Genomic DNA, 23898 nt, shown 5'->3' on the forward strand with positions numbered 1-23898 from the left:
CGCGGGCCCCCTCCCCGCCGTTCACCCGTCCGGGCGCGGCGGGCTCGGCGCGCAGGGTCCGCTACCATTTGATGGTTTCATCACATCGTCATCCGGAGTCGTCGTGCCCCTGCACGCCCTCGGCGTCGACCGCCCGCTCGCGGACGTGAAGGCCGACCTCTTCAAGGCCCTCGCCCACCCGGTGCGGGTCCGCACCCTGGAGCTCCTCGTCGTGCGCGACCGGCAGGTCAGCGAGCTGCTCACCGAGCTCGGCCTCGAGGCCTCGCACCTGTCCCAGCACCTGGCCGTGCTCCGACGGGCCGGTGTCGTCACCGCGCACCGCACCGGCAACGCCGTGCACTACGCGCTCGCGCTGCCCGCCGTCGCCGACATGCTCACGGCCGCCCGTGACGTCCTCGTCGACGCGGCCACGCGCCACCGGGACCGGCTCGACGCGACGTCCGACGCACCCGGACGCCCGGCACCCTCGCCCAGCGCCCCCGCACCCGCCTCCCCCACCACCGACTCCGACGCCGAGGCCTGACATGAGCCTCGACACCTTCCTACCGACCGCCCGGCGACGCCTGCTCGCCCTCGCCCCGCGCCGCACCGACTACGCCGACCTGCCGCGCTCGTGGCGGCACGACCTGCTCGCCGGGCTCACCGTCGCGATCGTCGCGCTGCCGCTCGCCCTCGGGTTCGGCGTCTCCTCCGGGCTCGGCGCGGCCGCCGGGCTCGTCACCGCGGTGGTCGCCGGTGCCGTGGCCGCCGCGTTCGGCGGGTCGCACCTGCAGGTCAGCGGGCCGACCGGCGCCATGGCGGTCGTCCTGCTGCCCGTGGTCGCCCGCCACGGCGCCGAGGCCGTGCCCGTCGTCGCGATCATGGCCGGCGGGATCGTGCTGCTGGCCGGCGTCCTGGGGATCGGCCGCCTCGTCGCGTACATCCCCTGGCCCGTCGTCGAGGGGTTCACCTGCGGCATCGGTGTCGTCATCGCGCTGCAGCAGGTGCCGCTCGCGCTGGACACGCCGCGCGCGGAGGGTGAGAACGCCGGCCTCGTCGCGCTGCGCACCCTGGGCGCCACCGACTGGTCGCAGGCCGTCGTGCCGCTCGTCCTCGTCGCCCTCGTGGTGGCCGTCATGGTCGTGCTGCCCCGGCTGCACAGGGGTCTGCCCGCCTCCCTGGTGGCCGTCGTGCTCGCCACGCTCGTCGCCGAGGTCGCGCGGCTCGACGTCGACCGCATCGGCGTCCTGCCCGACACCCTGCCCGGCCCGCACCTGCCGGTCGTCGACGTGGCCACCACGAGTGCGCTGTTCTCCGCCGCCCTGGCCGTGGCGGCGCTCGCGGCGCTGGAGTCGCTGCTCTCGGCGCGCGTCGCCGACGGCATGGCCGACGACATCGAGCGCACCCGCCCCAACCGCGAGCTGGTCGGCCAGGGCCTGGCCAACGTCGCGTCGGGCCTGTTCGGCGGGCTGCCCGCGACCGGCGCGATCGCCCGCACCGCCGTCAACGTCCGCGCCGGCGGGCGCACCCGGGTCGCCGCCCTCACGCACGCCCTCGTGCTGGCCGCGATCATCTACCTCGCCGGGCCCCTGGTCGGGCGCATCCCGCTGTCCGCGCTGGCCGGCGTGCTGCTCGTCACCGCCGCCCGCATGGTCGACCTGCCGACCGCGCGGGCGATCTGCCGGTCCGGGCGCTCCGGTGCGCTCGTGTTCTGCGTGACGCTCGTGGTGACCGTCGTGTTCGACCTGGTCATGGCCGTCGAGGTGGGCGTCGCGGTGGCCGCCGTGCTCGCGCTGCGCGCGATCGCCCGCAGCAGCGGCCTGCACCGCGAGCCGCTGCCGGACGAGGCCGAGGAGTCGCAGGAGCGCCTCACCGCGGACGCGGAGCGCACCCTGCTGCACGAGCACATCGCGGTCTACCGCATCGACGGCGCGCTGTTCTTCGCCGACGTGCGCCGGTTCCTCGACGAGCTCGCGCTGGTCAGCGACGTGCGCGTCGTCGTGCTGCGGCTGGGCAACGTGCGCGTGCTCGACGCGAGCGGCGCCAACGCGCTCGTCGAGATCGTCGACGACCTGCGACGGCGCGGCATCGTCGTCCTGCTCAAGGGCCTGCGGCCCGAGCACCGGCGGCTCGCGGAGAGCCTCGGCGTCGTCGACGCGCTCGCCGACGAGCGGCACCTGTTCGACCACCTCGACGACGCCCTCGCGCACGCCCGCGCGCACGTGCGCCGGACCCTGGGCACCAGCACGATGGGCTGACCCCCGGCGACCGGCGCCGGGCCGACCGGAGGTTCCCGTGCCCACGTCCCTGACGCGTCCTGTCGCCCCCGAACCGTACGCGCTGCTGCCCCCCGTCCCGGCGTTCACCCTGACCAGCACGGACTGGGTGCACGGCGCCCCGATCCCGGACGTGCACACCAACACCCCGGCCGGGAGCAACGTCTCGCCCCAGCTGTCGTGGTCGGGCTTCCCCGAGCAGACCGCCGGGTTCGCCGTCAACGTCTTCGACCCGGACGCACCGGGTGTCGCCGGGTGGTGGCACTGGACGGTGCTGGGGCTCGGACCGGACGTCACGTCGCTGGGCACCGGCGCCGGACGCCCCGACGGCGCGGCCCTGCCGGCCGGCGCGTACCACCTGCGCGGTGACGACGGCGTGGCCGGCTACGTCGGGTCCGCGCCACCGCCCGGGGACCAGGTGCACCGGTACTACGTGGCCGTGCACGCGCTGGACACCGCGGACCTCGGTCTGGCGCCCGACACGCCGCCGGGTGCCGCGAGCTGCGCGCTGGTGTTCCACACCCTCGCCCGCGCCGTCCTCATGGGGACGTACCAGCGCTGAGCGCGTCACCGGTGACCCGGGGGTAGCCTGCCGCGCATGACCACCACCGCCCTCGGGACCCTCACCTGGGAGCGGGCCGTCGACCGCCCCGACCTGCTGGCCGCGAGCACGCACGCCGCGGTCAGCGGGTGGGCGGTCGTCGACCCGGCCGTCGCCGACGCCGTCCTCGTCGCCGCCATCGACCCCGACCTGGCCGACACCGCGGCCATGACCGACGCCTACGGCCTGCCGCTGTCCGCGTCGGTGAACTGCGTGCTCGTCGCGGGCCGGCGCGCCGGGGAGGAACGCACCGCGGCGTGCCTCGTGCGCGCCACGACCCGCGCCGACGTCAACAACGCGGTCAAGCGCCTGCTCGACGTGCGCAAGGCGTCGTTCCTGCCGATGGACCGCGCGACGGCGGAGTCCGGCATGGAGTACGGCGGCATCACGCCGCTGGGCCTGCCCGCCGGGTACCGGGTGCTCGCGGACGCCGGTGTCGCCGCCGACGACCCGGACGCCGCGGGCACCGTCATCATCGGCAGCGGCGTGCGCCGCTCCAAGATCGCGCTGCCCGGTGCGCTGCTGGTGCGGGCGCCGGGCGTCGAGGTGGTCGACGGGCTCGCGGTCGGCTGACCCGGTCGGTGAGCCCGCCCGACACGGGCGAAACGGCGGAAGCGGCGCACGCCGCGGGATGACCCTGCAGCGGTGCGATGCTGGCGCGAGCACCCGCCGACGTCGGCGGCGTGCCGCTGCACGAGATCCAGGAGAGCCCCGATGACCACCCCGCTGCACGTCCCCGCCGTCCCCTTCGCGCTGGTCCCGTCCGAGGGCTCCGCGTGGGTCGTCGACGAGGCGGCGGGCACGGTCCGGGTCACCGCCCCGCCGCGCACGGACGTCTTCATCGACCCCCGCGACGGGATGTCGTACGACTCCCCCGGCGTGCTCAACGCCCCCACGCTGATGGGCGCGCCGCCGATCGGTGACTTCCAGCTCGCCGCCCGCGTGACGGTCGGCTTCGCGTCGACGTTCGACGCCGGCGTCCTGCTGCTGCGGGTCGACGACCGCCACTGGGGCAAGCTCTGCTTCGAGTACTCGCCCGACGGTGTCCCGCTGATCGTCTCGGTCGTCACGCGGGGCGTCTCCGACGACGCGAACGGGTTCGCGGTGGACGGCGACCAGGTGTGGCTGCGCGTGTCCCGGATCGGTGCGGCGTACGCGTACCACGCGTCGCTCGACGGGACGCGGTGGGAGCTGGTCCGGCACTTCACGCTGGAGGACCCGGCCGGCGAGGTGACCGTCGGCTTCGAGGGCCAGTCCCCCACCGGCGACGGCTGCACGGTGACGTTCGACCGGATCTACTTCACCACCACCCGGCTGGGCGACCTGCGCGACGGATCCTGAGCGGACCTGCGCCGGTCGCCCGCGGACCGTCGCGCGGTCCCCGCGTCCGGGCTGGCCGTCCGGGCCCGTCATCCCGGCCCGTCGTGCGACCCCGTCAGACCCGCACGGCCCAGAACGCCACGGCTGCGGCGGCCGCGACGTTCAACGAGTCGACGCCCCCGGCCATCGGGATCCGCACGGTCAGGTCGCCCGCGGCGATCGTCGCCGGCTTGAGCCCGTCGCCCTCGGTGCCCAGCACGAGCGCGAGCCGGTCCGGCGGGTCGGCGGCGAGGTCGTCGAGCGGGACGGAGTCGTCGGACAGCGCGAGCGACGCCGTGACGAAGCCCGCCGCCCGCAGCGTCGCGATGCCGTCGGGCCACGGGTCGATGCGCGTCCACGGCACCTGGAACACCGTCCCCATCGACACCCGCACCGACCGCCGGTACAGCGGGTCCGCGCACCGCGGGGTGACGAGCACGGCGTCGACGCCGAGCGCCGCGGCGGACCGGAACGCCGCACCGACGTTCGTGTGGTCGACGAGGTCCTCGAGCACCGCGACACGCCGCGCCCCGGCACCCCCGCGCGCGGACGCGAGCAGGGCCGGCACGGACGGCAGCTCCGGCCGGTGCATCGCCGCGAGCGCACCGCGGTGCACGTGGAAGCCCGTGATGGCCTCGAGCACGGGGTCCTCGGCCACGTACACGGGCACGGGGTCCTCGCCGGGCAGGTCGGCGAGCATCGCCTCGACGTCGGGCAGCAGGCGCGGGGCGATCAGCACCGACCGCGGCCGGTGACCGGCGCGCAGCGCCCGCCCGAGCACCACGGAGCTCTCGGCGATGTACAGGCCCCTGGCCGGCTCGACGCGGGTGCGCAGGGCCACGTCCGTGAGGCCGACGTAGTCGGTGAGCCGGGGGTCGTCGCGGTCGGTGACGGGCTGCACGTCGGGGTGGGACACGCCCTCATCCTCCCAGCCGGTGCCGGTGGTGCAGCACCCGTCAGAGCACCGCGGGGCGCCGCACGACGCGCGCCCCGAGGAAGGCGACGACGCCGCCGAGCACGGCGAGCACCGGCACGACGAGGAACGCCAGGTGCGTCCCGAAGGCGTCCGCGAGCGCACCCAGCAGGAACGGCGCCACGCCGATGGCGAGCGCGCCGGCGAGCGTCGCACGGGACTGCGCACGGTCGCCCTGGCCCGGGGACGCCGCGAGCAGCAGCGAGATCGACAACGGGTACTGCGCGCCGTAGCCGAAGCCCGCGACGACCAGCCCGGCGAGAGCCACCCGCACGTCCGTGGCGGTCCACAGCACGGCCCACCCGACCAGCGCGATCCCGAACGACGCCGCGAGCAGGTGGGCGGGGTGCACCCGCAGCGACAGCGGGCCGACGACGAAGCGCATGGCGGACATGCCGGCGACGAGCCCGGCGGTGGTGGCGGCGGCGATCCCCGGGCCGGCGTCGGTGCGGGACAGCACGAGGTCGGTGGCCCAGTACGTCGTCGCGTTCTCCAGGGCGATGGCCGCCACGACCGCGGTGAGGAACAGCCCCGCGGCCAGCCGTGCGGTGCCGGGCCGCTGCACGGCGGCCACGTCGGCCACGGCGACGTCGGGCACGCCGGGCGCGGTGGCCTCGTCGGGTGCGTCGTCGCCTGCTGGGCGCGGCCGGCGGCGCGCGGGCAGTGCGGTGGTGTGCGGCAGGCGGGCCACGACGAGGGCCACGACGACGGCCAGCACGGCGGTGACGGCGACGCCGGGTCGCCATCCCCACCCCGCGGTGACGCAGGCACCGACGGCGATCGGCCCGAGCAGACCGACCGCCGACCCGACGCCGTTGCCCTCGGTGATGGCCGCCGACGCGGCGGGTCCGGCGTGCTGCGCGAGCCCGACCTGCGCGGAGGCGACCATGACGTTGCCGCCCAGCGCGGTGACGAACATCCCCGCGAGCGTCCACGGCAGCGTGGGCCCGAGCAGCAGCGCGACGACGCCGAGGGCGACGAGCAGCGTGGCCCCCACGACAGCGCCGCGTCGTCCCGCGCGGCGCACCACGCGCGGCGTCACGGGCGCGGCCACGAGGCCGCCGACGGCCATCGCCGTGCCGTGCAGCCCCGCCTGTGCCGCGCTCACGCCGAGCTCGTCCGCGAGCAGCGGGACCGAGGGGTTGAAGGAGTACAGCAACCAGCCCCACACCACGAACGGGGTGTAGAGACCGACGGTGAGGCGGTCGCGGACGAGCCGCGGACGCACGGGGGCCGACACGGAGGGCATGGCAGGAGCATCGTCGAGGGACGGCACCGCCTGGACCACCGACGTCGGTGACGTTCGTCGCACCGCGGCGGGTGCGGGGCCCTCGGGCGCGCGCTCAGCCACGGGTCAGGACGCTCGCGGGTCCGTCCCGGCGGGCGAGCCGCCCACCCGCCGCGGCGGCCACCGCGCCGGCGACCGCGAGCACCGGGACGACGAGGAACGCGCGGTGCGGCCCCACGGCGTCGCCCAGCGCCCCGAGGAGGAACGGCGCCACGCCGAGCGCGAGCGCCCCGGCGAGCGTCGCGTGCGCCTGGGCGCGGTCACGGTGCCCCGGGGTGACCGCGAGCAGCAGGGCGATGGACAGCGGGTACTGCGCGCCGTAGCCGATGCCGGCGAGCACGAGCCCGGCGAGGGCGACCCCGGCGTCCGTCGCGGTCCACAGCACGGCCCACCCGCCGATGGCGACGACGAACGACGCCGCGAGCACGTGGACGGGCGCGACGTGCAACGACAGCGGCCCGGTGACGAAGCGGATCGCGGACATGCCCGCCACCAGGCCGGCGGTGGTGGCCGTCGCGATGCCCGGGCCGGCGTCGGTCCGGGTGACGACGAGGTCGGCGGCCCAGTAGGTCGTGGCGTTCTCGAGGGCGACCGCGGCGACGAGCGCCACGAGGAACAGCATCGAGGGGCGCAGGCGGCGGCGGGGCGCGGGGGCGGCGTCCTGCGGCACGGGGGCACCGGCCGACGCGTCGGGCGCCGCCGGGGCGGTCGCCGCGGGTCGCGCGGGCCGGCGCAGGGCCGGCAGGGCCGCGGAGACGGGGAGCCGGGCGACGACGACCGCGGCGAGGACGCCGAGCACGATCGCCACCGCGACCCCCGGACGCCACCCCCACCCGGCGGTCACGCACGCCCCGACCGCGAGCGGTCCGATCAGCCCCACGGACGAGCCGACGCCGTTCGCCTCGGTGATCGCCGCCGACGCGGCCGGACCCGTGTGGTCGGCCAGCCCGACCTGCACGGCCGCGATGGCGCCGGACCCGCCGAGCGCCGCCACGAGGATCGACGTGAGCGTCCACGGCAGCGACGGCGCCAGCACCAGGCCGGTCACGCCGAGCGCGACGAGCACCGCCAGCACGACGACCGTGCCGCGGCGCCCGACCGCGCGCACGGACCGGGGCACGGCCACGGAGGCGAGCAGCGACCCTGCCGCCATCGCCGTCCCGTGCAGGCCGGCCTGCGCACCGCTGATGCGCAGCTCGTCGGCCAGCAACGGGACCGACGGGTTGAACGAGTAGAGGACCCACCCCCACGCGACGTACGGCGTGTAGAGGCCGACCGTGGTGCGGTCCCGCACCAGGCGGGGACGCGCCGCACCGGACGCGCCGTCGCGCTGCCCGCCCCGCGCCGCGGACGACGAGGGTGCGGACGGCTGCTGCGGCGCGTCCGAGGTGCTCATCGCACGACGACGTCCGACCTGTCGTCGTCCAGCGTGACCTCGTGGCGTGCGCCGTCGAGCTCGACCACGTAGCGCCCGGGCAGCCCGCTGACCGCGACACGACCCTGCTCGTCGGTGGTCACGGCCGTCGGCGCCAGCCACCACCGTCCGCGGACCAGCTCCCGCACGGCGTCGTACGCCGGCTTGGGGGTGCCGTCGGCGAACACGAGGCCACCGGGCGCGTTGAGCCACATCCCGTGGTCCGACAGTCCCCAGTAGGTGACCGCCTGCACCCGCGCGTCGGCGACGAGCGTGCGGTAGTGCGCGACCATCTCCTCCGCCTGCCGGTCCAGGCCCTCGGGGGTGCTGGGCCACACGTCGACCCGGTAGTCGTTGAGGTCGTCCAGGTGCTTCGGCATGAGGTCGCCGGACAGCATCGTCGTCTCGGTGAAGTGCAGCGGCAGGCCGAACCGGCCGAACCGCTCGAGCACGTCGAGCGTCTTGTCGCGGCCCCACGCCCCCTGGTGCATGTGGCTCTGCAGACCCAGGGCGTCGATACGCACCCCGGCGGCCAGGCACTCCTCGACCAGGTGCTCGTAGTCGGCGGACATGTCGAAGTCGTTCAGCAGCAGCGTGGCCGCGGGGTTCGCGGCGCGCGCCTCGTCGAACGCGAGCTGCACCATGCCGACGCGCCCGACACCCTTGGCGACCCGCGTGACCGCGTTCGTGTCCTTGGTGAACACGGGCATGATGACGACCTCGTTGATGGCGTCCCACGTGTCGACGAGGCCGGCGAACTCGCCCGCGTCGCGCCGCACGCGCTCGCGCAGCAGCCGCAGCACCTCGTGGTCGGGGTACGCCTCGAGCCACCGCGGCGCCACGGTGTGCCACACCAGCGGGTGGCCCTTGACCCGGGCGCCGCGCGACACGTAGTGCTCGGCCGCCTCACGCAGCGCAGCGGTACGCACGGCGCCCTGCCGGGGCTCGAACGTGCCCCAGTAGAACGGCAGCGTCGCGGTGTCGAACAGCCCGAACCACAGCTCGTCGAGCCGGTCGAGCAGCGCGTCCTGCTCGGGGTCCGGTGCCGCGCCCGTCAGCCGGCGCCACGCGCGCTCGGTCTCGTCGAACCCGATGCAGCCGAAGGCGATGCCGTGCCCCACCTGCTCCACGGTGACCTGCGTGCCGGCCGCCGGGCGGCCGGCGGCGTCCACCACCTGGACGGTGCGCGTGCAGGTGCGGTGGGCGACGTCGGGGTCGGTGACGGCGGCGCTCGCGACGACGGTGGGCGAGCTCGGCTGGACGGTCATGCGGCTCCTCAGGACGGGCTGGACGGACACATCACCCCGGGGGGCCACGCCGGACGGACCGCCGGCCCCGGCGAGGGTGATCAGGCTCTCATCCTCACGCCGGGATGCCGAGCACCCAGGACGCCAGCGTGGTGACCGTGATCGTCACCAGCAGCACCGACGCGACGCTCAGCGGCGCCCCGGCCCGGATCATGTCCGGCACCCGCACGTACCCCGACGAGTACGCGATCGCGTTGGGCGGGGTCGCCGCCGGCATCATGAACGTGCACCCCGCGGCGAGCGCCACCGGCACGGCCAGCAGCAGCGGCCCGTAGCCCAGGGAGTCGCCCACGGTGCTCATGATCGGCAGCAGCGTCGCGGCGGTGGCGGTGTTCGACATGAACTCGGTCATCGCGACCGTCAGGACGCACACCGCGGCCACGACCACCACGGTCGGCATCCCGTCCAGGCCGTGCGCACGCTCCCCGATCCAGACCGACAGCCCGGACGCCGTGATCTGCGACGCGAGGGCCAGCCCGCCGCCGAACAGCAGCAGGATGCCCCACGGCAGCTCCCGCGTGTCGGACCAGTCGAGCAGCCGACCGCCGCAGTCGTCGCCGGACGGCAGCAGGAACAGCAGGATCGCCACGATCACCGCCACCACCTCGTCCGTGACCGGTGTGCCGGGCCAGACCAGCGGCAGGGCGATCCAGGACGCGGCCGCGAGCGCGAAGACCGCGACGACCCGCCGCTGCGGGTGACCCATGGGGCCGAGCCGGTCGAGCTCGGCGCGGACCACCGAGTCGTCCTCGCACAACGGCGCGGGGTCGAAGCGGAAGATCACGCGGGTCAGCACGAGCCAGGCCAGCAGCAGGAACACGACGGACAGCGGAAGACCCACGGCCATCCACTGGCCGAAGCTGATCTCGATGCCGTACGTCTCGGAGACGTACCCGACGAGCAGCGCGTTCGGCGGGCTGGCGATGATCGTGCCGAACGACCCGATGGTCGCCGCGTACGCGATGCCCAGCATGAGCGCGGCCGACAGGCGCGGGTCGACGCTCCCGCGCTCCCGCCCCAGCAGCGCGAGGACCGACACCCCGATGGGCAGCATCATCACGGCCGTCGCGGTGTTGGAGACCCACATGCTCAGCAGCGCGGTGGCGACCATCATGCCGAGCACGAGGCGCCGCGGCGCCGTGCCGACCAGGCGGACGACACCGAGGGCGATCCGCAGGTGCACGTCCCACCGCTGGAGCGCGACGGCGAGCACGAACCCGCCGAGGAACAGGAAGATCACCTTGTTCGCGTACGGTGCGGCGACGTCGGAGACGGGCGCGACGCCCGCGACGGGGAGCACCACCAGCGGCAGCAGCGCGGACACCGCCAGCGGCAGCGCCTCGGTCATCCACCAGACGCCCATGAGCACGAGGGTCGCGGCGGTCACGGCACCGGCGTAGGCGGGCACGCCGGCCGCCTCCGCCGGCATGTCGGGCACCAGCCATCCGACGAGGAGCGCCAGCAGGGGTCCGACGACCAGGCCGACGGTGGGCCGGCTGGGCCGGCGCAGCCGCTCCGCACGCGGCGGCCTGTCGGGCCGCTCCCGGCCGGGCGACGGGTGCGTGGGGGCGGAGGCGGTGGCGGAGCTGATGGGTCGACCCTCTCGGCGAGATGGGGGTGTCGTCCCACTCGACGCTACGGCGCGCCCGACGCCCTCACCTGGGACCTTCGGGGGCAGGGCTGCGCCCCCGGTGCGACCTGCACGACCGCACGACCATCCCCGCCTGCGTCAGTCGACCGGTGCGACCGCCGCCGCGAACTGGCTCTCGTACAGCCGCGCGTACGCGCCGTGCGCCGCGAGGAGCTCGTCGTGGCTGCCCTTCTCGACGATCTGCCCGTGCTCCATCACCAGGATGACGTCGGCGTCACGGATCGTGGACAGCCGGTGCGCGATCACGAACGACGTGCGACCCACGCGCAGCGCGTTCATGGCGTGCTGCACGAGCACCTCGGTGCGCGTGTCCACCGACGACGTCGCCTCGTCGAGGATGAGGATCGCGGGATCCGCCAGGAACGCGCGCGCGATCGTCAGCAGCTGCTTCTCCCCCGCCGACACGGCGCCGCCCTCGTCGTCGAGCACGGTGTCGTACCCGTCCGGCAGGGTCCGCACGAACCGGTCGACGTGGGTCGCCACCGCCGCCTCGACGATCTGCTCCGGCGTCGCGGCGTCCACGCCGTACGCGATGTTCTCCGCGATCGTCCCCTCGTAGAGCCACGTGTCCTGCAGGACCATGCCCATCTGCGAGCGCAGGGCGTCACGCGTCAGGTCACGGGTGTCGACACCGTCCAGCGTGATCCGCCCGGAGTCGACCTCGTAGAACCGCATGATCAGGTTGACCAGCGTGGTCTTGCCCGCGCCGGTCGGGCCGACGATGGCGATCGTCTGGCCCGGCTCGGCGACGACCGACAGGTGCTCGATGAGCGGGGTGTCCGGCTCGTAGCGGAAGGACACGTCCTCGAAGACGACGCGCCCGCGGACGCGCTCCGGCAGCACGGCGGGCTGCTCCGGGTCGGGGCTCTGCTCGTCGGCGTCGAGCAGCTCGAACACCCGCTCGGCCGACGCCACGCCGGACTGCAGCAGGTTGGCCATCGAGGCGATCTGGGTGATGGGCTGCGTGAACTGCCGGCTGTACTGGATGAACGCCTGCACGTCGCCCAGCGTCATGGTGCCCGACGCGACCCGCAGGCCCCCGACCACGGCGATCACCAGGTAGTTGAGGTTGGCGACGAACCCGAGCGCGGGCTGGATGATGCCCGAGATGAACTGGGCGCGGAACGCCGACTCGTAGAGCTTCTCGTTGCGCTCGGCGAACGTCGCGGCGGCCTCCTGCTGACGACCGAACACCGTCACCAGCGCGTGGCCCGTGAACATCTCCTCGATGTGCGCGTTGAGCTTGCCGGTCCACGCCCACTGCTGCACGAACTGCGGCTGCGAGCGCTTGGCGATGGCGGCGGCGATCACCACGGACAGCGGGACAGTCACCAGCGCCACGACCGCGAGCAGGGGCGAGATCCAGAACATCACGCCGAGCACGCCGATCACCGTCAGCACCGACGTCACCAGCTGGGACAACGTCTGCTGGACGGTCTGGGCGACGTTGTCGATGTCGTTGGTGACCCGGGACAGCAGCTCACCGCGGGGCTGGCGGTCGAAGTACGACAGCGGGACGCGCGTGAGCTTCTCCTCGACCTGCGACCGCAGGCGCAGCACGGTGTTCTGCACCGCCCGTGTCGTCAGCCGCCCCTGCCACCAGCCGAACAGGAACGCCGCGACGTAGACACCGAGGACGAGCAGGAGGATCGACCCCAGACGGCCGAAGTCGACGCCGGCGCCGACGGTCAGGTCCCGCATGCCGCCGACCAGGTCGGCGAGGGTGCCCTGGTCCGCGGCCCGCAGGGCGTCCTCGGCCTGCTGCTGCGTCGTCCCCGGCGGCACCACCTGCTCCAGCTGCCGTGACACCACGCCCTCGAACAGCACGTCGGTGGCGTTGCCGAGGAGCTTGGGCCCGGCCACGGCCGCGGCCACCGACAGCGCGCCGAGCACCAGGACGCCCGCGAGGCGCAGCCGCTCCGGCCGCAGCACGGCGAGCAGCCGCCGCAGGGAGCCGCGGAAGTCCATGGACTTCTGCCCCGGCATGCCCAGCCCCATGCCCATGGGTCCGCCGTGCGGGCGGCCGGGGGGACGCTGCGGCCCGCCGGCGGGGCTGTCGTCCTTCGTCGTGGCGCTCACGCCGCCTCCTGCGCGCTCAGCTGCGAGTACACGATCTCCTGGTACGTCTCGTTCGTCGCCAGCAGCTCGTCGTGCGTGCCGTCGCCGACCACCCGGCCCTCGTCGAGCACCAGGATGCGGTCGGCGTGGCGGATCGTGGCCACCCGCTGCGCGACGACGAGGACCGTCGCCGCGCGTGTCTCCGGTGCGAGCGCGGCGCGCAGCGCGGCGTCGGTGGCGTAGTCCAGCGCCGAGAAGGAGTCGTCGAACAGGTAGATGCTGGGCCGCCGGACCAGGGCCCGCGCGATGGCCAGCCGTTGCCGCTGCCCGCCGGACACGTTGGTCCCGCCCTGCGCGATCGGCGCGTCCAGGCCCTCGGCCAGCTCCTCGACGAACGGCCGCGCCTGCGCCACCTCGAGGGCGTGCCACAGCTCCTCGTCGGTCGCGCCCGGTCGGCCGAACTCCAGGTTGCTGCGCACGGTGCCGGTGAACAGGTAGGGCCGCTGCGGGACCAGGCCGATGCGGTCGCCGAGGGCGATCGGGTCGGCGTCGCGCACGTCGACCCCGTCGACCAGGACGGCGCCGCCGGTGACGTCGTACAGCCGCGGCACCAGGTTCAGCAGGGTCGTCTTGCCGGAGCCGGTGGAGCCGATCACCGCGGTCGTGCGCCCGGGCTCCGCGACGAACGACACCGCCTGCAGCACCGGGTGCTCGGCACCGGGGTACCGGAACTCCACGTCGCGCAGCTCCAGCAGGCCGGGCCGGGCGTCCGCGCCGGTGGGGAACGCGACGGGCTGCACGGGTGGCACGACGGTCGTCGCGGTGTCGATCACCTCACCGATGCGGTCCGCCGAGACGATGGCCCGCGGGACCATGACGACCATCATCGAGCTCATCATCACGGCCATGAGGACGAACATGATGTAGCTGAGGAACGCGATGAGCGACCCGATCTGCATCTGGCCGGCGTCGACGCGCTCGGCGCCGAACCAGAGCACGGAGACGCTCGACAGGTTCATGACGAGCATGACCACCGGGAACATCAGCGCCAGCAGCATCCCGGCCCGCAGCGACGCGGTGTACAGGTGGGTGTTCGCGACCTCGAAGCGCGCCTGCTCCTGCCGCTCGCGCACGAAGGCGCGGATGACGCGCACGCCCGACAGCTGCTCGCGCATGACCCGGTTCACCGCGTCGATGCGCCGCTGCATCTGCCGGAACCAGGGCACCATGCGCCACACGATCAGGCCGATGACGACGACCAGGACCGGCACGATGACGACCAGCAGCCCGGAGAGCGCGACGTCCTCCCGCAGGGACATCACCACGCCCCCGATGAGCATGAGCGGCGCCATGACGAGGAACACGAACGTCATGAAGACGACCATCTGCACCTGCTGGACGTCGTTGGTCGTCCGCGTGATGAGCGTCGGGGCACCGAACCGGCCCATCTCCTGCTGGGAGAACGACTGCACCTGGTCGAACAGGCGGGCGCGCACGTCCCGGCCGAACGCCATCGCCGTCCGCGCACCGAACCACACCGCCGCGATCGACGCGACGACCTGCACCAGGCTGACCCCGAGCATCACGCCGCCCAGACGCCAGATCGTGGCGGTGTCACCGCGCGCGACGCCGTCGTCGATGATGTCCGCGTTGAGGCTGGGCAGCCACAGCGTCGCGATCACCTGCACGAGCTGCAGGACGAGGACCGCGGTCACGGCGCCCTGGTACGGGCGCAGGTGCTCGCGGAGCAGTCGCATGAGCATGGGGCGGCGCCCTTCCGTGACGGCGGGGCGGGCCCACCGGAACCAGCGGTCGGCTCGGCGGGAGCAGGCCGTGCAGCAGCAGGTACACGATGCCTCGCCTGCCGCCGCTGCGCACCAGCATTCCGCGGTGGGCGGAACGCCGACGCCGGCGCCCTCACGGTGGAGGGCGCCGGCGCCGCGGGTGCACGTCGTCAGGGAGCGGGCGGCTGCTCCCCCTGCGGCGGGGCGTCCTGCTGCTCGGGACGCGGGGCGGGTGTGCCGTACGCCGGCTGCTGCGGCGCGGCCGGTCCGGCGCCGGGGCGCTGACCACGCTCGGCCGCCGGGTCGAACGGGACGCCCGACAGCGTGCCCGCGCTCGTGGCGTCCGCCGTCGCCGCGGCCGACTCGCGCCGCGCCTCGGCGAGCGCCTCGCCCGGGTCGGTCAGGGAGACCGGCGGCAGGTCGCCCTCGGCGATCGGCGAGTCGCCCGCGGCACGCGTCGGGTACTCGCCGTCGGACGGGCCACCGCCCTGGAAGCCCTTGGACAACCACCCCAGCGCACCGCTGAGCTCGGCCGGCAGGAACCACATCTTGTTGGACGGGCTCGACGCGATCTTCGGCAGCGTCTGCAGGTACTGGTACGCCAGCAGCTTGGGGTCGGCGTCGCCCCGGTGGACGGCGTCGAACACCTGGAGGATCGCGCGCGCCTCACCCTCGGCCCGCAGGATCGCCGACTGCGCCTCACCCTCGGCCCGCAGGATCGCCGACTGCTTCTCGCCCTCGGCGGTGAGGATCGCCGACTGCTTGACACCCTCGGCCGTGAGGATCGCGGCACGACGGTCCCGCTCGGCACGCATCTGCTGCTCCATCGAGCCCTGCACCGACGCGGGCGGGTCGATCGCCTTGAGCTCGACGCGGTTGACGCGGATGCCCCACTTGCCCGTCGCCTCGTCGAGGACGCCGCGCAGCTGGCCGTTGATCTGGTCACGGCTGGTCAGCGTCTGCTCGAGGTCCATCGACCCGATGACGTTGCGGAGCGTGGTCACCGTGAGCTGCTCGATGCCCGTGATGTAGTTCGCGATCTCGTAGACCGCGTCCTTGGGGGACGTCACCTGGAAGTAGATGACCGTGTCGATGCTCACCACGAGGTTGTCGGACGTGATGACGGGCTGCGGCGGGAACGAGACGACCTGCTCGCGCAGGTCGACGCTCGCGCGCACGCGGTCGACGAACGGGATGAGCAGGTGCAGGCCTGCGTCCAGGGTCTTGTTGTACCGCCCGAGCCGCTCGACGATGATCGCGACCGCCTGGGGGACGATCCGCACCGCACGTACCAGCGCGACGACGACGAAGACGAGGACGAGCAGCAGGACGACGAGGAGCGCGATCTGGCCGGCGCCGGGGCCGTCGTTCATGGGACCTCCGCAGGTGATGTCGCCCGTGCCGGGACGACCACGGTGACCCGGGGACCCGGGCCGAGGACGGGAAGGGGCGTCAGGCGGGGGCCACGCCGGGCGCGGCCGTGTCGCCGGGGGCGGTCGCTGCCGCAGGGGTGACGACGGCCGTGGCGCCGTCGATCTTGGTGACGGTCACGGTGGTGCCGGGCGGCAGCGACCCGCCGTCGGCCGTCCGCGCGCTCCAGACCTCACCGACCAGCTTGACGCGGCCCGCGGTGCCGTCGACCGTCGCGACGACCACGGCCGGTCGGCCGACGAGCGCCGCGGCATTGGTCTCGGGCAGGTCCACCCGCCCCTTGAGGTGCCGCAGCAGGTACGGGCGCAGCGTGAGGAGCAGCACCGCCGACGTGACCGCGGCCACCAGGATCTGCACGGCGACCGGAGCCCCCAGCGCGTAGGCCAGGCCACCGGCGAGCGCACCGCCCGCGAACATCACGAGCACGAGGTCCAGCGAGATCATCTCGAGGATCCCGAGCGTCAGCGCTCCCCCGACCCACCAGAGCCATCCCATGCCCGCCACCTCCGCCGGTCGCCGTCGTCCTCTGGACCGATCCTAGGCGATCGCTTTGCGGGGCCGTGGTCCGGGGGTCACGGAAGGGTGACGATCACCCGGCCGGGCGGTCCGTGGCGTGCGCGGCCCACCGCCCGTCGACGTGGTCGAGCCGCAGCGGGAGGTCGAACGTGCCGGACAGGTTCTCGGCCGTCAGCACCTCGCCGATCGGACCGGCTGCGAACACGCGCCCCGCCCGCAGCAGCAGCAGGTGGGTGAAGCCCGGGGGGATCTCCTCGACGTGGTGCGTCACCAGGACCAGCGCGGGCGAGCGACGGTCGCGCGCGAGCTCGGCGAGGGCGCTGACCAGCTCCTCGCGGCCGCCCAGGTCCAGGCCCGCGGCCGGCTCGTCGAGCAGGAGCAGCTCCGGGTCGCTCATGAGGGACCGGGCGATCTGCACGCGCTTGCGCTCCCCCTCGGACAGGGTGCCGAACCAGCGCTCGGCGAGGTGCGCGACCCCGAACGCGGCCAGCAGGTCCGTGGCGCGCGACTCGTCGACGCTCTCGTACGCCTCCCGCCAGCGCCCGGTCACGCCGTACGCCGCCGTGAGGACCACGTCCCGGACCGTCTCCCCCGACGGGATCCGGTCGGCCAGCGCCGCGCTGGCCAGGCCGATCCGCGGACGCAGCTCGAACACGTCGGTGGCGCCCATCCGCGCACCCAGCAGCGTCGCGGTGCCGGACGTCGGGTGCATGCGGCCGGAGGCCACCTGCAGCAGCGTCGTCTTGCCCGCGCCGTTGCGTCCCAGGACGACCCAGCGCTCGTCGTCGCGCACGCGCCACGACAGGTCCTCCAGGATCGTCGTCGTCCCTCGGCGGATCGTCACGTCCTGCAGGTCGAGCACGTCGGTCATGGGCACTGACCCTAACGGCCCGCGGCCCGCGGGGTGGCCCCCGCGGGCCTCGGGGCGGCGGATCTCACAGCTCGACCGTCAGCGTGGTCGAGGAGTGGGCCACGTCGTAGCCGAGTGCCGCGTAGAGCCCGTGGGCCCCCGACGGGTTCTCCGTGTCGACGTCCAGCTCGGCGTACTGCATGCCGTCGGCGGCGTACGCCCGCATCACCGTGGCGAGCAGCGCCACCGCGAGGCGACGTCCGCGCCACTCCCGCCGCACGCCCAGGAGCTCGGTGTAGCCGGAGGTGTACCCCGCCGCGGGCCAGTCCTGCTCGTACCGCCCGGACACGACGTAGCCGGCGACACGGTCCGCGTCGTCGAGCGCGACGAACGACCACTCGGGCGCGAACATGACCCGGGCCTGGCGCCACTGCTCCGGCGTCCGGGGCTCGGACCCCCAGTGGTCGGCGAACACGTCGTTGTGGGCGACCCGCACCGCGTCGTCGAGGCGCGGGTCCCAGGGCACGACGCGCACGCCCTCGACCTGCGGCACGTCCGGCAGGGGCACGTCGAGGGGCCGCCTCATGTGGGCGTAGTAGCGGATGGGCCGGAACCCTGCAGCCTCGTAGACCCGGGCGACCTCCGGCGTCGAGTCCTCGACCGACGTCGCGATCCGCGCCGGGAGCTCCTTGCCGGACGCGGCGAGCAGCTGCCGGGCGCGCGCCTGCGACCACGCCACGAGCGCGGTACCGATCCCCCGCCCGCGCCAGGCCGGGTCGACCGTGCCCTCGACGAACGCGCGCACCACGCGCTGGTCGCCGGGCGCGGAGTCGGCCTGCGCCCAGGCCCGGGGCGTCCCGTCGGCGTCCACGCCCAGGAGCGTGTCGCACGTCAGGTCGCGCCAGGGCCCGGCGAGCTCCTCGGCCGTCTCGGCCTCCGACGTCCGGTAGGGCAGCCCGTCGGCCTCCTCCGAGCGCACCCGCAGCGCGGTGATCGCGGCCGCGTCGTCCGCCGTCGCGGGACGCCAGGTCAGGCCGGCACCCGGTGCCGGGAGCGGGACCTGCGCGGGCGCCGCCACGCGGCTCGCGAGAGGAGGCACGGTCGTGTCGGTCATGCCCCTACCCTCGCGGGCCGACCACGACGGGTCCAGCGATATGTGCGCGACACGTCGTCCGGACCCGGCTGCCCGGTCGCGCCGGCACGGTCAGGCGTCGATGCGCGACTGGTCCAGGGCGTGCGCGTTGGCCACGATGAAGTCCTTGCGGGGAGCGACGTCGGAGCCCATGAGCAGCTCGAAGACCTTCTCGACCTGGGCGGCGGCCTGCTCGGCCTCCCCGATGCGCACCCGCCGCAGCGTGCGGTGCCGCGGGTCCATGGTCGTCTCGGCGAGCTGGTCGGCGTCCATCTCTCCGAGGCCCTTGTAGCGCTGGATGTCGTCCTTGTAGCGACGCCCCGAGCGGTCCAGCTTCTTGAGGGTCGCTGCGAGCTCGGCCTCCGAGTACGTGTAGACGTACTCGTTCTTGCGCGAGCCCGACCCGATCACCTCGATGCGGTGCAGCGGTGGGACGGCCGCGTACACCCGACCGTCCTCGACCAGCGGGCGCATGTACCGGAAGAAGAGCGTCAGCAGCAGCGTGCGGATGTGCGCACCGTCGACGTCGGCGTCGGTCATCAGCACGATCTTGCCGTAGCGCGCCGCCTCGAGGTCGAACGTCCGGCCCGACCCGGCGCCGATGACCTGGATGATCGAGGCGCACTCGGCGTTCTTCAGCATGTCGCTGATGGAGGCCTTCTGGACGTTGAGGATCTTGCCGCGGATCGGCAGCAGCGCCTGGAAGTCCGAGCTGCGGGCGAGCTTGGCGGTCCCCAGCGCGCTGTCCCCCTCGACGATGAACAGCTCGCTGCGGGCGACGTCGTCGATCCGGCAGTCGGCGAGCTTGGCCGGCAGCGACGAGGACTCCAACGCGTTCTTGCGTCGCGAGATCTCCTTCTGCTTGCGCGCCGAGACCCGCGCCCGCATCTCGCCGACGACCTTGTCGAGCAGCAGCGCCGAGTGCGCCTTGTGCTCCCGCTTGGACGAGGCGAACAGCGCCGCGAGCTCCTTCTCCACGACCCGCGCGACGATGCCGCGCACGGGGCCGGTGCCGAGCACCTCCTTGGTCTGCCCCTCGAACTGCGGCTCCGCCAGCCGGACCGTGACGACGGCCGTCAGACCGGCGAGCACGTCCTCCTTCTCGATGCGCTCGGACGAGGAGTCCTTGGCCGAGATCTTGAGCCGACGGGCGTTGGCGGCGACCTGCGCGCGCAGCGTCTTCAGCAGCCCGGCCTCGAAGCCGGCGAGGTGCGTGCCGCCCTTGGGGGTCGCGATGATGTTGACGAAGCTGCGCACCTCGGTCGCGTACCCGGTGCCCCACCGCACGGCGACGTCGACCTCGCAGGTGCGCGAGACCTCCTGCGGCGTCATGTGACCCCGGTCGTCGAGGACGGGGACGGTCTCCGTGAACGTGCCCTGGCCCGTCAGGTGCCAGGTGTCCGTGACGGGTGCGTCGGGCGCGAGGTGGTCGGCGAAGTCGACGACTCCCCCGGTGTGCAGGAACGTCTCCTCGTGAGGGCCGTGCTCACCGGGCGTGCCCGCCAGGCCGCGCTCGTCGCGCACCGTGATGGCCAGCCCGGGCACCAGGAAGCTCGTCTGCCGGGCCCGCGTCACCAGCTCGTCGTAGGAGAAGACGGCGGACTTGGGGAAGATCTGGCGGTCCGCCCAGTACCGCACCCGCGTCCCGGTCACCCCCTTGGCGACCTTGCCCACGACCGCGAGCTCCGAGCCCTGCACGAACGGCTCGAACGGCGAGTCCGGGCCCACGCCGCCGCGGTCGTCGAAGACGCCCGGCTCGCCGCGGTGGAACGTCATGCGGTGGGTGCGTCCGCCGCGGTCGACCTCGACGTCGAGGCGCGCCGAGAGCGCGTTGACCACCGAGGCGCCGACGCCGTGCAGACCGCCCGACGCGGCGTACGAGCCGCCGCCGAACTTGCCGCCCGCGTGCAGCTTGGTGAGCACCACCTCGACGCCCGTCAGGCCCGTCTTGGGCTCGACGTCCACGGGGATGCCGCGGCCGTTGTCGCGCACCTCGACCGAGCTGTCGGCATGCAGCACGACCTCGATCCGGTCGCCGTGGCCCCCGAGGGCCTCGTCGACGGAGTTGTCGATGATCTCCCAGAGGCAGTGCATCAGGCCGCGGCTGTCGGTGGTGCCGATGTACATGCCGGGGCGCTTGCGCACGGCCTCGAGACCCTCGAGCACCGAGAGGTGGCGGGCGGTGTAGCCGGCCTGGGCGGCGGTCGTCGTCACGGCGCCGATCGTAGTCGCGCCCGGCCCGGGCACCCGTGCCGCCGTGCCGGGGCGGCCCGGAAGTCACGATCTTGTACGCAGACAGCGAACCGACGGGCCGTGAGGGGATGGATCGGCGGCCCGGATGGTTGTATGGAGATGTGACAGGGACGACGACGGAACCCACGACCCCGCTGACGGCAGCCGACCGCTGCGACCGCTGCAACGCGCAGGCGTACGTCCGCGTGGTGCTCCCGGTCGGTGAGCTGCTGTTCTGCGCCCACCACGCGCGTGAGCACGCGCCGAAGTTCGCCTCGGTCGCGACGCACGTCCAGGACGAGACCGACCGCCTGCTCGCCGAGCACGGCGCCGGCGCCGGTGCGGCCGGCTGACCGCTCAGCACCGCGAACGAGCCACGAGGGCCCCGGACCGCACGGTCCGGGGCCCTCGTCGTCCGTCCTCGATGTCCCGCCGTCACCCGGCCCGGACGTGGTCCCGCAGCCGCCCCGGCACCATGGGCCGGCCTCCGGGCCTGCCCCCCGAGCGAGGGGCCGGCCACCGGCCACGACACAGACCGCCCGGCGGCACGGCTCTGGCGGCGCGCGCAGTGCCTCGTCGGTCCCGCGATGCCGCGTCTCGGCCACCCGCCCATGGTGAGTGACAGCCAGCGGTCAGCCACGACCGACGGGCTCTCCCGAGGCGGAACGACGAGAGCCCGGCCCTCGCGGGCCGGGCTCTCGTGGATCGTGCGTGGTGCGTCTCAGTCCAGGTAGTCGCGCAGCACCTGCGAGCGTGACGGGTGGCGCAGCTTCGACATCGTCTTGGACTCGATCTGGCGGATGCGCTCACGCGTGACGCCGTAGACCTTGCCGATCTCGTCGAGCGTCTTGGGCTGACCGTCGGTGAGGCCGAACCGCATCGAGACCACGCCTGCCTCGCGCTCCGAGAGCGTGTCGAGGACCTGGTGCAGCTGCTCCTGCAGGAGGGTGAAGCTCACGGCGTCCGCGGGGACGACGGCCTCGGAGTCCTCGATGAGGTCACCGAACTCGCTGTCGCCGTCCTCACCGAGGGGCGTGTGCAGCGAGATGGGCTCGCGACCGTACTTCTGGACCTCGACGACCTTCTCGGGCGTCATGTCCAGCTCCTTGGCCAGCTCCTCCGGCGTGGGCTCGCGGCCCAGGTCCTGGAGCATCTGGCGCTGCACGCGCGCGAGCTTGTTGATGACCTCGACCATGTGCACCGGGATGCGGATGGTGCGGGCCTGGTCGGCCATGGCGCGGGTGATCGCCTGGCGGATCCACCACGTGGCGTACGTCGAGAACTTGTAGCCCTTGGTGTAGTCGAACTTCTCGACGGCGCGGATGAGCCCGAGGTTGCCCTCCTGGATCAGGTCCAGGAAGAGCATCCCGCGGCCCGTGTACCGCTTGGCCAGGGACACCACGAGGCGCAGGTTGGCCTCGAGCAGGTGGTTCTTGGCGCGGCGGCCGTCCTGCGCGATCCACTCGAGCTCGCGGCGCAGCTTCGGCTCCAGCGAGTCGCGCGTCTCGGCGAGCTTCTCCTCGGCGAACAGGCCGGCCTCGATGCGCTTGGCGAGCTCGACCTCCTGCTCGGCGTTCAGCAGCGCGACCTTGCCGATCTGCTTGAGGTAGTCCTTGACCGGGTCCGCGGTGGCACCGGCGGTCACGACCTGCTGGGCAGGGGCGTCGTCGTCGTCGGCGTCGGAGTAGACGAAGCCCGTGTCCTCGGGCTCGTCGGCCTTCTTCGCGACGGCCGGGGCCGCCTCGGTCTCCTCGGCGTCGTCCGCGACGACCTCCTCGACGTCGACGTCGACCGTGTCGACGACCTCGACGTCCTCGAGCTCGACGTCCTCCACGTCCTCGACGTCGACGTCCACGTCGTCGCCGACCTTCGACGCCTTGGCGGGCGTCGCCTTCGCGGCAGCGGTCTTCGTGGCGGGGGCCTTGGCAGCGGTCGCCTTCGCCGCGGGCTTGGCGGCTGCCTTGGCCCGGGCAGGCTTCACGGCGTCACCGACGGACGCCTTGGCTGCGGGGCGGGACTTGGCGCTCGTCGCGGCGACCGCACGCCCGGCGGTGCCGAGGTCGTTGACGTCGATGCCGGCCGTGCCGAGCCCGCGCACCACGGCGCGCAGCCGCTTGGGTCCCTCGACGCCGGCGGCCTCGCAGGCGGCGCGCACGGCCGCACTGTCGACGCTGCCGTGGGTCCGCCCACGCAGGACCAGCTCCTGCAGCGCAGGGTGCTGGAACTCGCGCGGAAGTGCGGGGTGGGGGGTCTGGGACGTCACGAACGACCTTTCGTCAGCGCGGCAACCGGAACCGAGGGGAGTCCGAAGGACCGGGAGACAGACGGATATTGTACCGACCCACGGGGGCACGCCGCGCGTGCTGTCGAGCGCGCGCCGACGACGGCCGAGCCGAACTCCGGGGTCGACCTGCTGCAACGCCGGGGGCGCGCCGGGCATTCCCGCCGGGCGCGCCGGGCGTGCCGGGCACGACCGCACGGCGGGCGCCGCGACGGATCGAGGCGCGTCAGCCAGGGCGCGGGACCACGACGGGGCCGCGGACGTCGGCTCCAGGAGCGGACGCCGGACCGGGAGAGCTGAGCCGGCAGCCTCAGGCGGTGGGCTTGACCGTGAGGACCGGGCAGGGCGCGTCGAACAGGACGCGCTGCGCGTTGGACCCCAGGATCAGCTTGCCGACGGGGCTGCGGCGGCGCAGGCCCAGGACGACGAGCTCCGCACCGACCTCCTCCGCCGTGCTGATGAGGTCGTCCGCGACGTCCCCACCGTCCAGCAGGCGGACGTCGTGCGCGACGCCGATCGCGTCGAGCTCCTCGCGCACCCGCACCAGCGCCTGCTCGGTCTCGGCGCGCCGCTCCGGGGTCTCGTCGGGCCGCGCACTCAGGACGACCACGACCGTCAGCGAGCGTCGCTGCGCCTCCGTGACGGCGGCGTCCAGCGCCGCGTGACCCTCCGGGGTCGCCAGGTAGCCGACCACGATCCCCATCGTCGCTCCTCCTCCTGGCCGCGCCGGCCTCGGGCGCGACGCTACCCGAGCACGGGACCGCCG

At 74.1% G+C, this 23898-nt stretch carries 20 protein-coding genes; 6 read left to right on the plus strand and 14 right to left on the minus strand.

Features of this window, described 5'->3' with window-relative positions; genetic code table 11:
• Window positions 1-103: 103 nt before the first annotated feature.
• The 5 genes from BMZ16_RS08485 (at window position 104) to BMZ16_RS08505 (ending at window position 4197) form a co-directional block, all read left to right on the plus strand.
• Window positions 104-523, plus strand: coding sequence for an ArsR/SmtB family transcription factor (locus BMZ16_RS08485; protein WP_218143338.1), 420 nt, complete (start codon window positions 104-106; stop codon window positions 521-523).
• A 1-nt stretch (window position 524) separates the two neighbouring features.
• Window positions 525-2237, plus strand: coding sequence for a SulP family inorganic anion transporter (locus BMZ16_RS08490; protein ID WP_089799398.1), 1713 nt, complete (start codon window positions 525-527; stop codon window positions 2235-2237).
• Between the two features lie 37 nt (window positions 2238-2274).
• A complete protein-coding gene (locus tag BMZ16_RS08495; RefSeq protein ID WP_089799400.1) occupies window positions 2275-2817 on the plus strand; it encodes a YbhB/YbcL family Raf kinase inhibitor-like protein in 543 nt (180 codons plus the stop codon).
• A gap of 36 nt (window positions 2818-2853) precedes the next feature.
• On the plus strand, window positions 2854-3429 hold the full coding sequence (locus BMZ16_RS08500) for a YbaK/EbsC family protein (protein WP_089799402.1): 576 nt from the start codon (window positions 2854-2856) through the stop codon (window positions 3427-3429).
• Between the two features lie 141 nt (window positions 3430-3570).
• Entirely contained in the window at window positions 3571-4197 is a 627-nt protein-coding gene (locus BMZ16_RS08505) for a DUF1349 domain-containing protein (RefSeq protein ID WP_089799404.1), read from the plus strand.
• 94 nt (window positions 4198-4291) lie between these two features.
• Here BMZ16_RS08505 and BMZ16_RS08510 read toward each other — a convergent pair whose 3' ends face one another.
• The 12 genes from BMZ16_RS08510 to BMZ16_RS08565 all read right to left on the minus strand — a co-directional run bounded on the left by BMZ16_RS08510 (window position 4292) and on the right by BMZ16_RS08565 (window position 20833).
• Window positions 4292-5131, minus strand: a complete 840-nt coding sequence (locus BMZ16_RS08510; RefSeq protein WP_089799406.1) for a TrmH family RNA methyltransferase — start codon at window positions 5129-5131, stop codon at window positions 4292-4294.
• A 40-nt stretch (window positions 5132-5171) separates the two neighbouring features.
• A complete protein-coding gene (locus BMZ16_RS08515) occupies window positions 5172-6437 on the minus strand; it encodes an MFS transporter (protein WP_089799407.1) in 1266 nt (421 codons plus the stop codon).
• Window positions 6438-6531: 94 nt separating this feature from the next.
• Window positions 6532-7872, minus strand: coding sequence for an MFS transporter (locus BMZ16_RS08520; RefSeq protein WP_089799409.1), 1341 nt, complete (start codon window positions 7870-7872; stop codon window positions 6532-6534).
• On the minus strand, window positions 7869-9158 hold the full coding sequence (locus BMZ16_RS08525) for an endo-1,4-beta-xylanase (RefSeq protein WP_089799411.1): 1290 nt from the start codon (window positions 9156-9158) through the stop codon (window positions 7869-7871). The genes BMZ16_RS08520 and BMZ16_RS08525 overlap by 4 nt, the downstream gene beginning before the upstream one ends.
• Window positions 9159-9252: 94 nt before the next feature.
• Window positions 9253-10626 (minus strand): SLC13 family permease, encoded by a 1374-nt coding sequence (locus BMZ16_RS08530; RefSeq protein ID WP_369822527.1) that lies wholly within the window; start codon window positions 10624-10626, stop codon window positions 9253-9255.
• Between the two features lie 300 nt (window positions 10627-10926).
• Complete coding sequence (locus BMZ16_RS08535; RefSeq protein WP_089800005.1) at window positions 10927-12852, minus strand: ABC transporter ATP-binding protein; 1926 nt, start codon at window positions 12850-12852, stop codon at window positions 10927-10929.
• A 71-nt stretch (window positions 12853-12923) separates the two neighbouring features.
• Window positions 12924-14669: an ABC transporter ATP-binding protein gene (locus tag BMZ16_RS08540; protein WP_089799415.1), complete on the minus strand. Its 1746-nt coding sequence runs from the start codon at window positions 14667-14669 to the stop codon at window positions 12924-12926.
• 191 nt (window positions 14670-14860) lie between these two features.
• Window positions 14861-16063: an SPFH domain-containing protein gene (locus BMZ16_RS08545; protein ID WP_089799417.1), complete on the minus strand. Its 1203-nt coding sequence runs from the start codon at window positions 16061-16063 to the stop codon at window positions 14861-14863.
• Between the two features lie 79 nt (window positions 16064-16142).
• The gene (locus BMZ16_RS08550; RefSeq protein WP_089800007.1) at window positions 16143-16616 is read right to left on the minus strand and encodes an NfeD family protein; all 474 of its coding nucleotides are present in this window, start codon (window positions 16614-16616) and stop codon (window positions 16143-16145) included.
• Window positions 16617-16710: 94 nt separating this feature from the next.
• Window positions 16711-17508, minus strand: a complete 798-nt coding sequence (locus tag BMZ16_RS08555) for an ABC transporter ATP-binding protein (RefSeq protein WP_089799419.1) — start codon at window positions 17506-17508, stop codon at window positions 16711-16713.
• Between the two features lie 64 nt (window positions 17509-17572).
• The gene (locus BMZ16_RS08560) at window positions 17573-18601 is read right to left on the minus strand and encodes a GNAT family N-acetyltransferase (protein ID WP_089799421.1); all 1029 of its coding nucleotides are present in this window, start codon (window positions 18599-18601) and stop codon (window positions 17573-17575) included.
• A 90-nt stretch (window positions 18602-18691) separates the two neighbouring features.
• Window positions 18692-20833 carry a DNA gyrase/topoisomerase IV subunit B gene (locus BMZ16_RS08565; RefSeq protein WP_089799422.1) on the minus strand — a complete coding sequence of 714 codons (2142 nt, stop codon included), beginning with the start codon at window positions 20831-20833 and terminating at the stop codon, window positions 18692-18694.
• A gap of 107 nt (window positions 20834-20940) precedes the next feature.
• Here BMZ16_RS08565 and BMZ16_RS08570 point away from each other — a divergent pair, with 107 nt between their 5' ends.
• The gene (locus tag BMZ16_RS08570) at window positions 20941-21204 is read left to right on the plus strand and encodes a DUF7455 domain-containing protein (RefSeq protein ID WP_089799424.1); all 264 of its coding nucleotides are present in this window, start codon (window positions 20941-20943) and stop codon (window positions 21202-21204) included.
• Window positions 21205-21572: 368 nt separating this feature from the next.
• Here the strand turns inward: BMZ16_RS08570 and BMZ16_RS08575 are convergent, their stop codons facing one another.
• Together BMZ16_RS08575 and BMZ16_RS08580 are read right to left on the minus strand one after the other, a co-directional pair.
• Window positions 21573-23114, minus strand: coding sequence for an RNA polymerase sigma factor (locus BMZ16_RS08575; RefSeq protein ID WP_089799426.1), 1542 nt, complete (start codon window positions 23112-23114; stop codon window positions 21573-21575).
• A gap of 328 nt (window positions 23115-23442) precedes the next feature.
• On the minus strand, window positions 23443-23835 hold the full coding sequence (locus BMZ16_RS08580; RefSeq protein ID WP_089799428.1) for a universal stress protein: 393 nt from the start codon (window positions 23833-23835) through the stop codon (window positions 23443-23445).
• Window positions 23836-23898 lie beyond the last annotated feature (63 nt).

Source organism: Cellulomonas sp. KH9, from assembly GCF_900114185.1.
Taxonomy (GTDB): domain Bacteria; phylum Actinomycetota; class Actinomycetes; order Actinomycetales; family Cellulomonadaceae; genus Cellulomonas.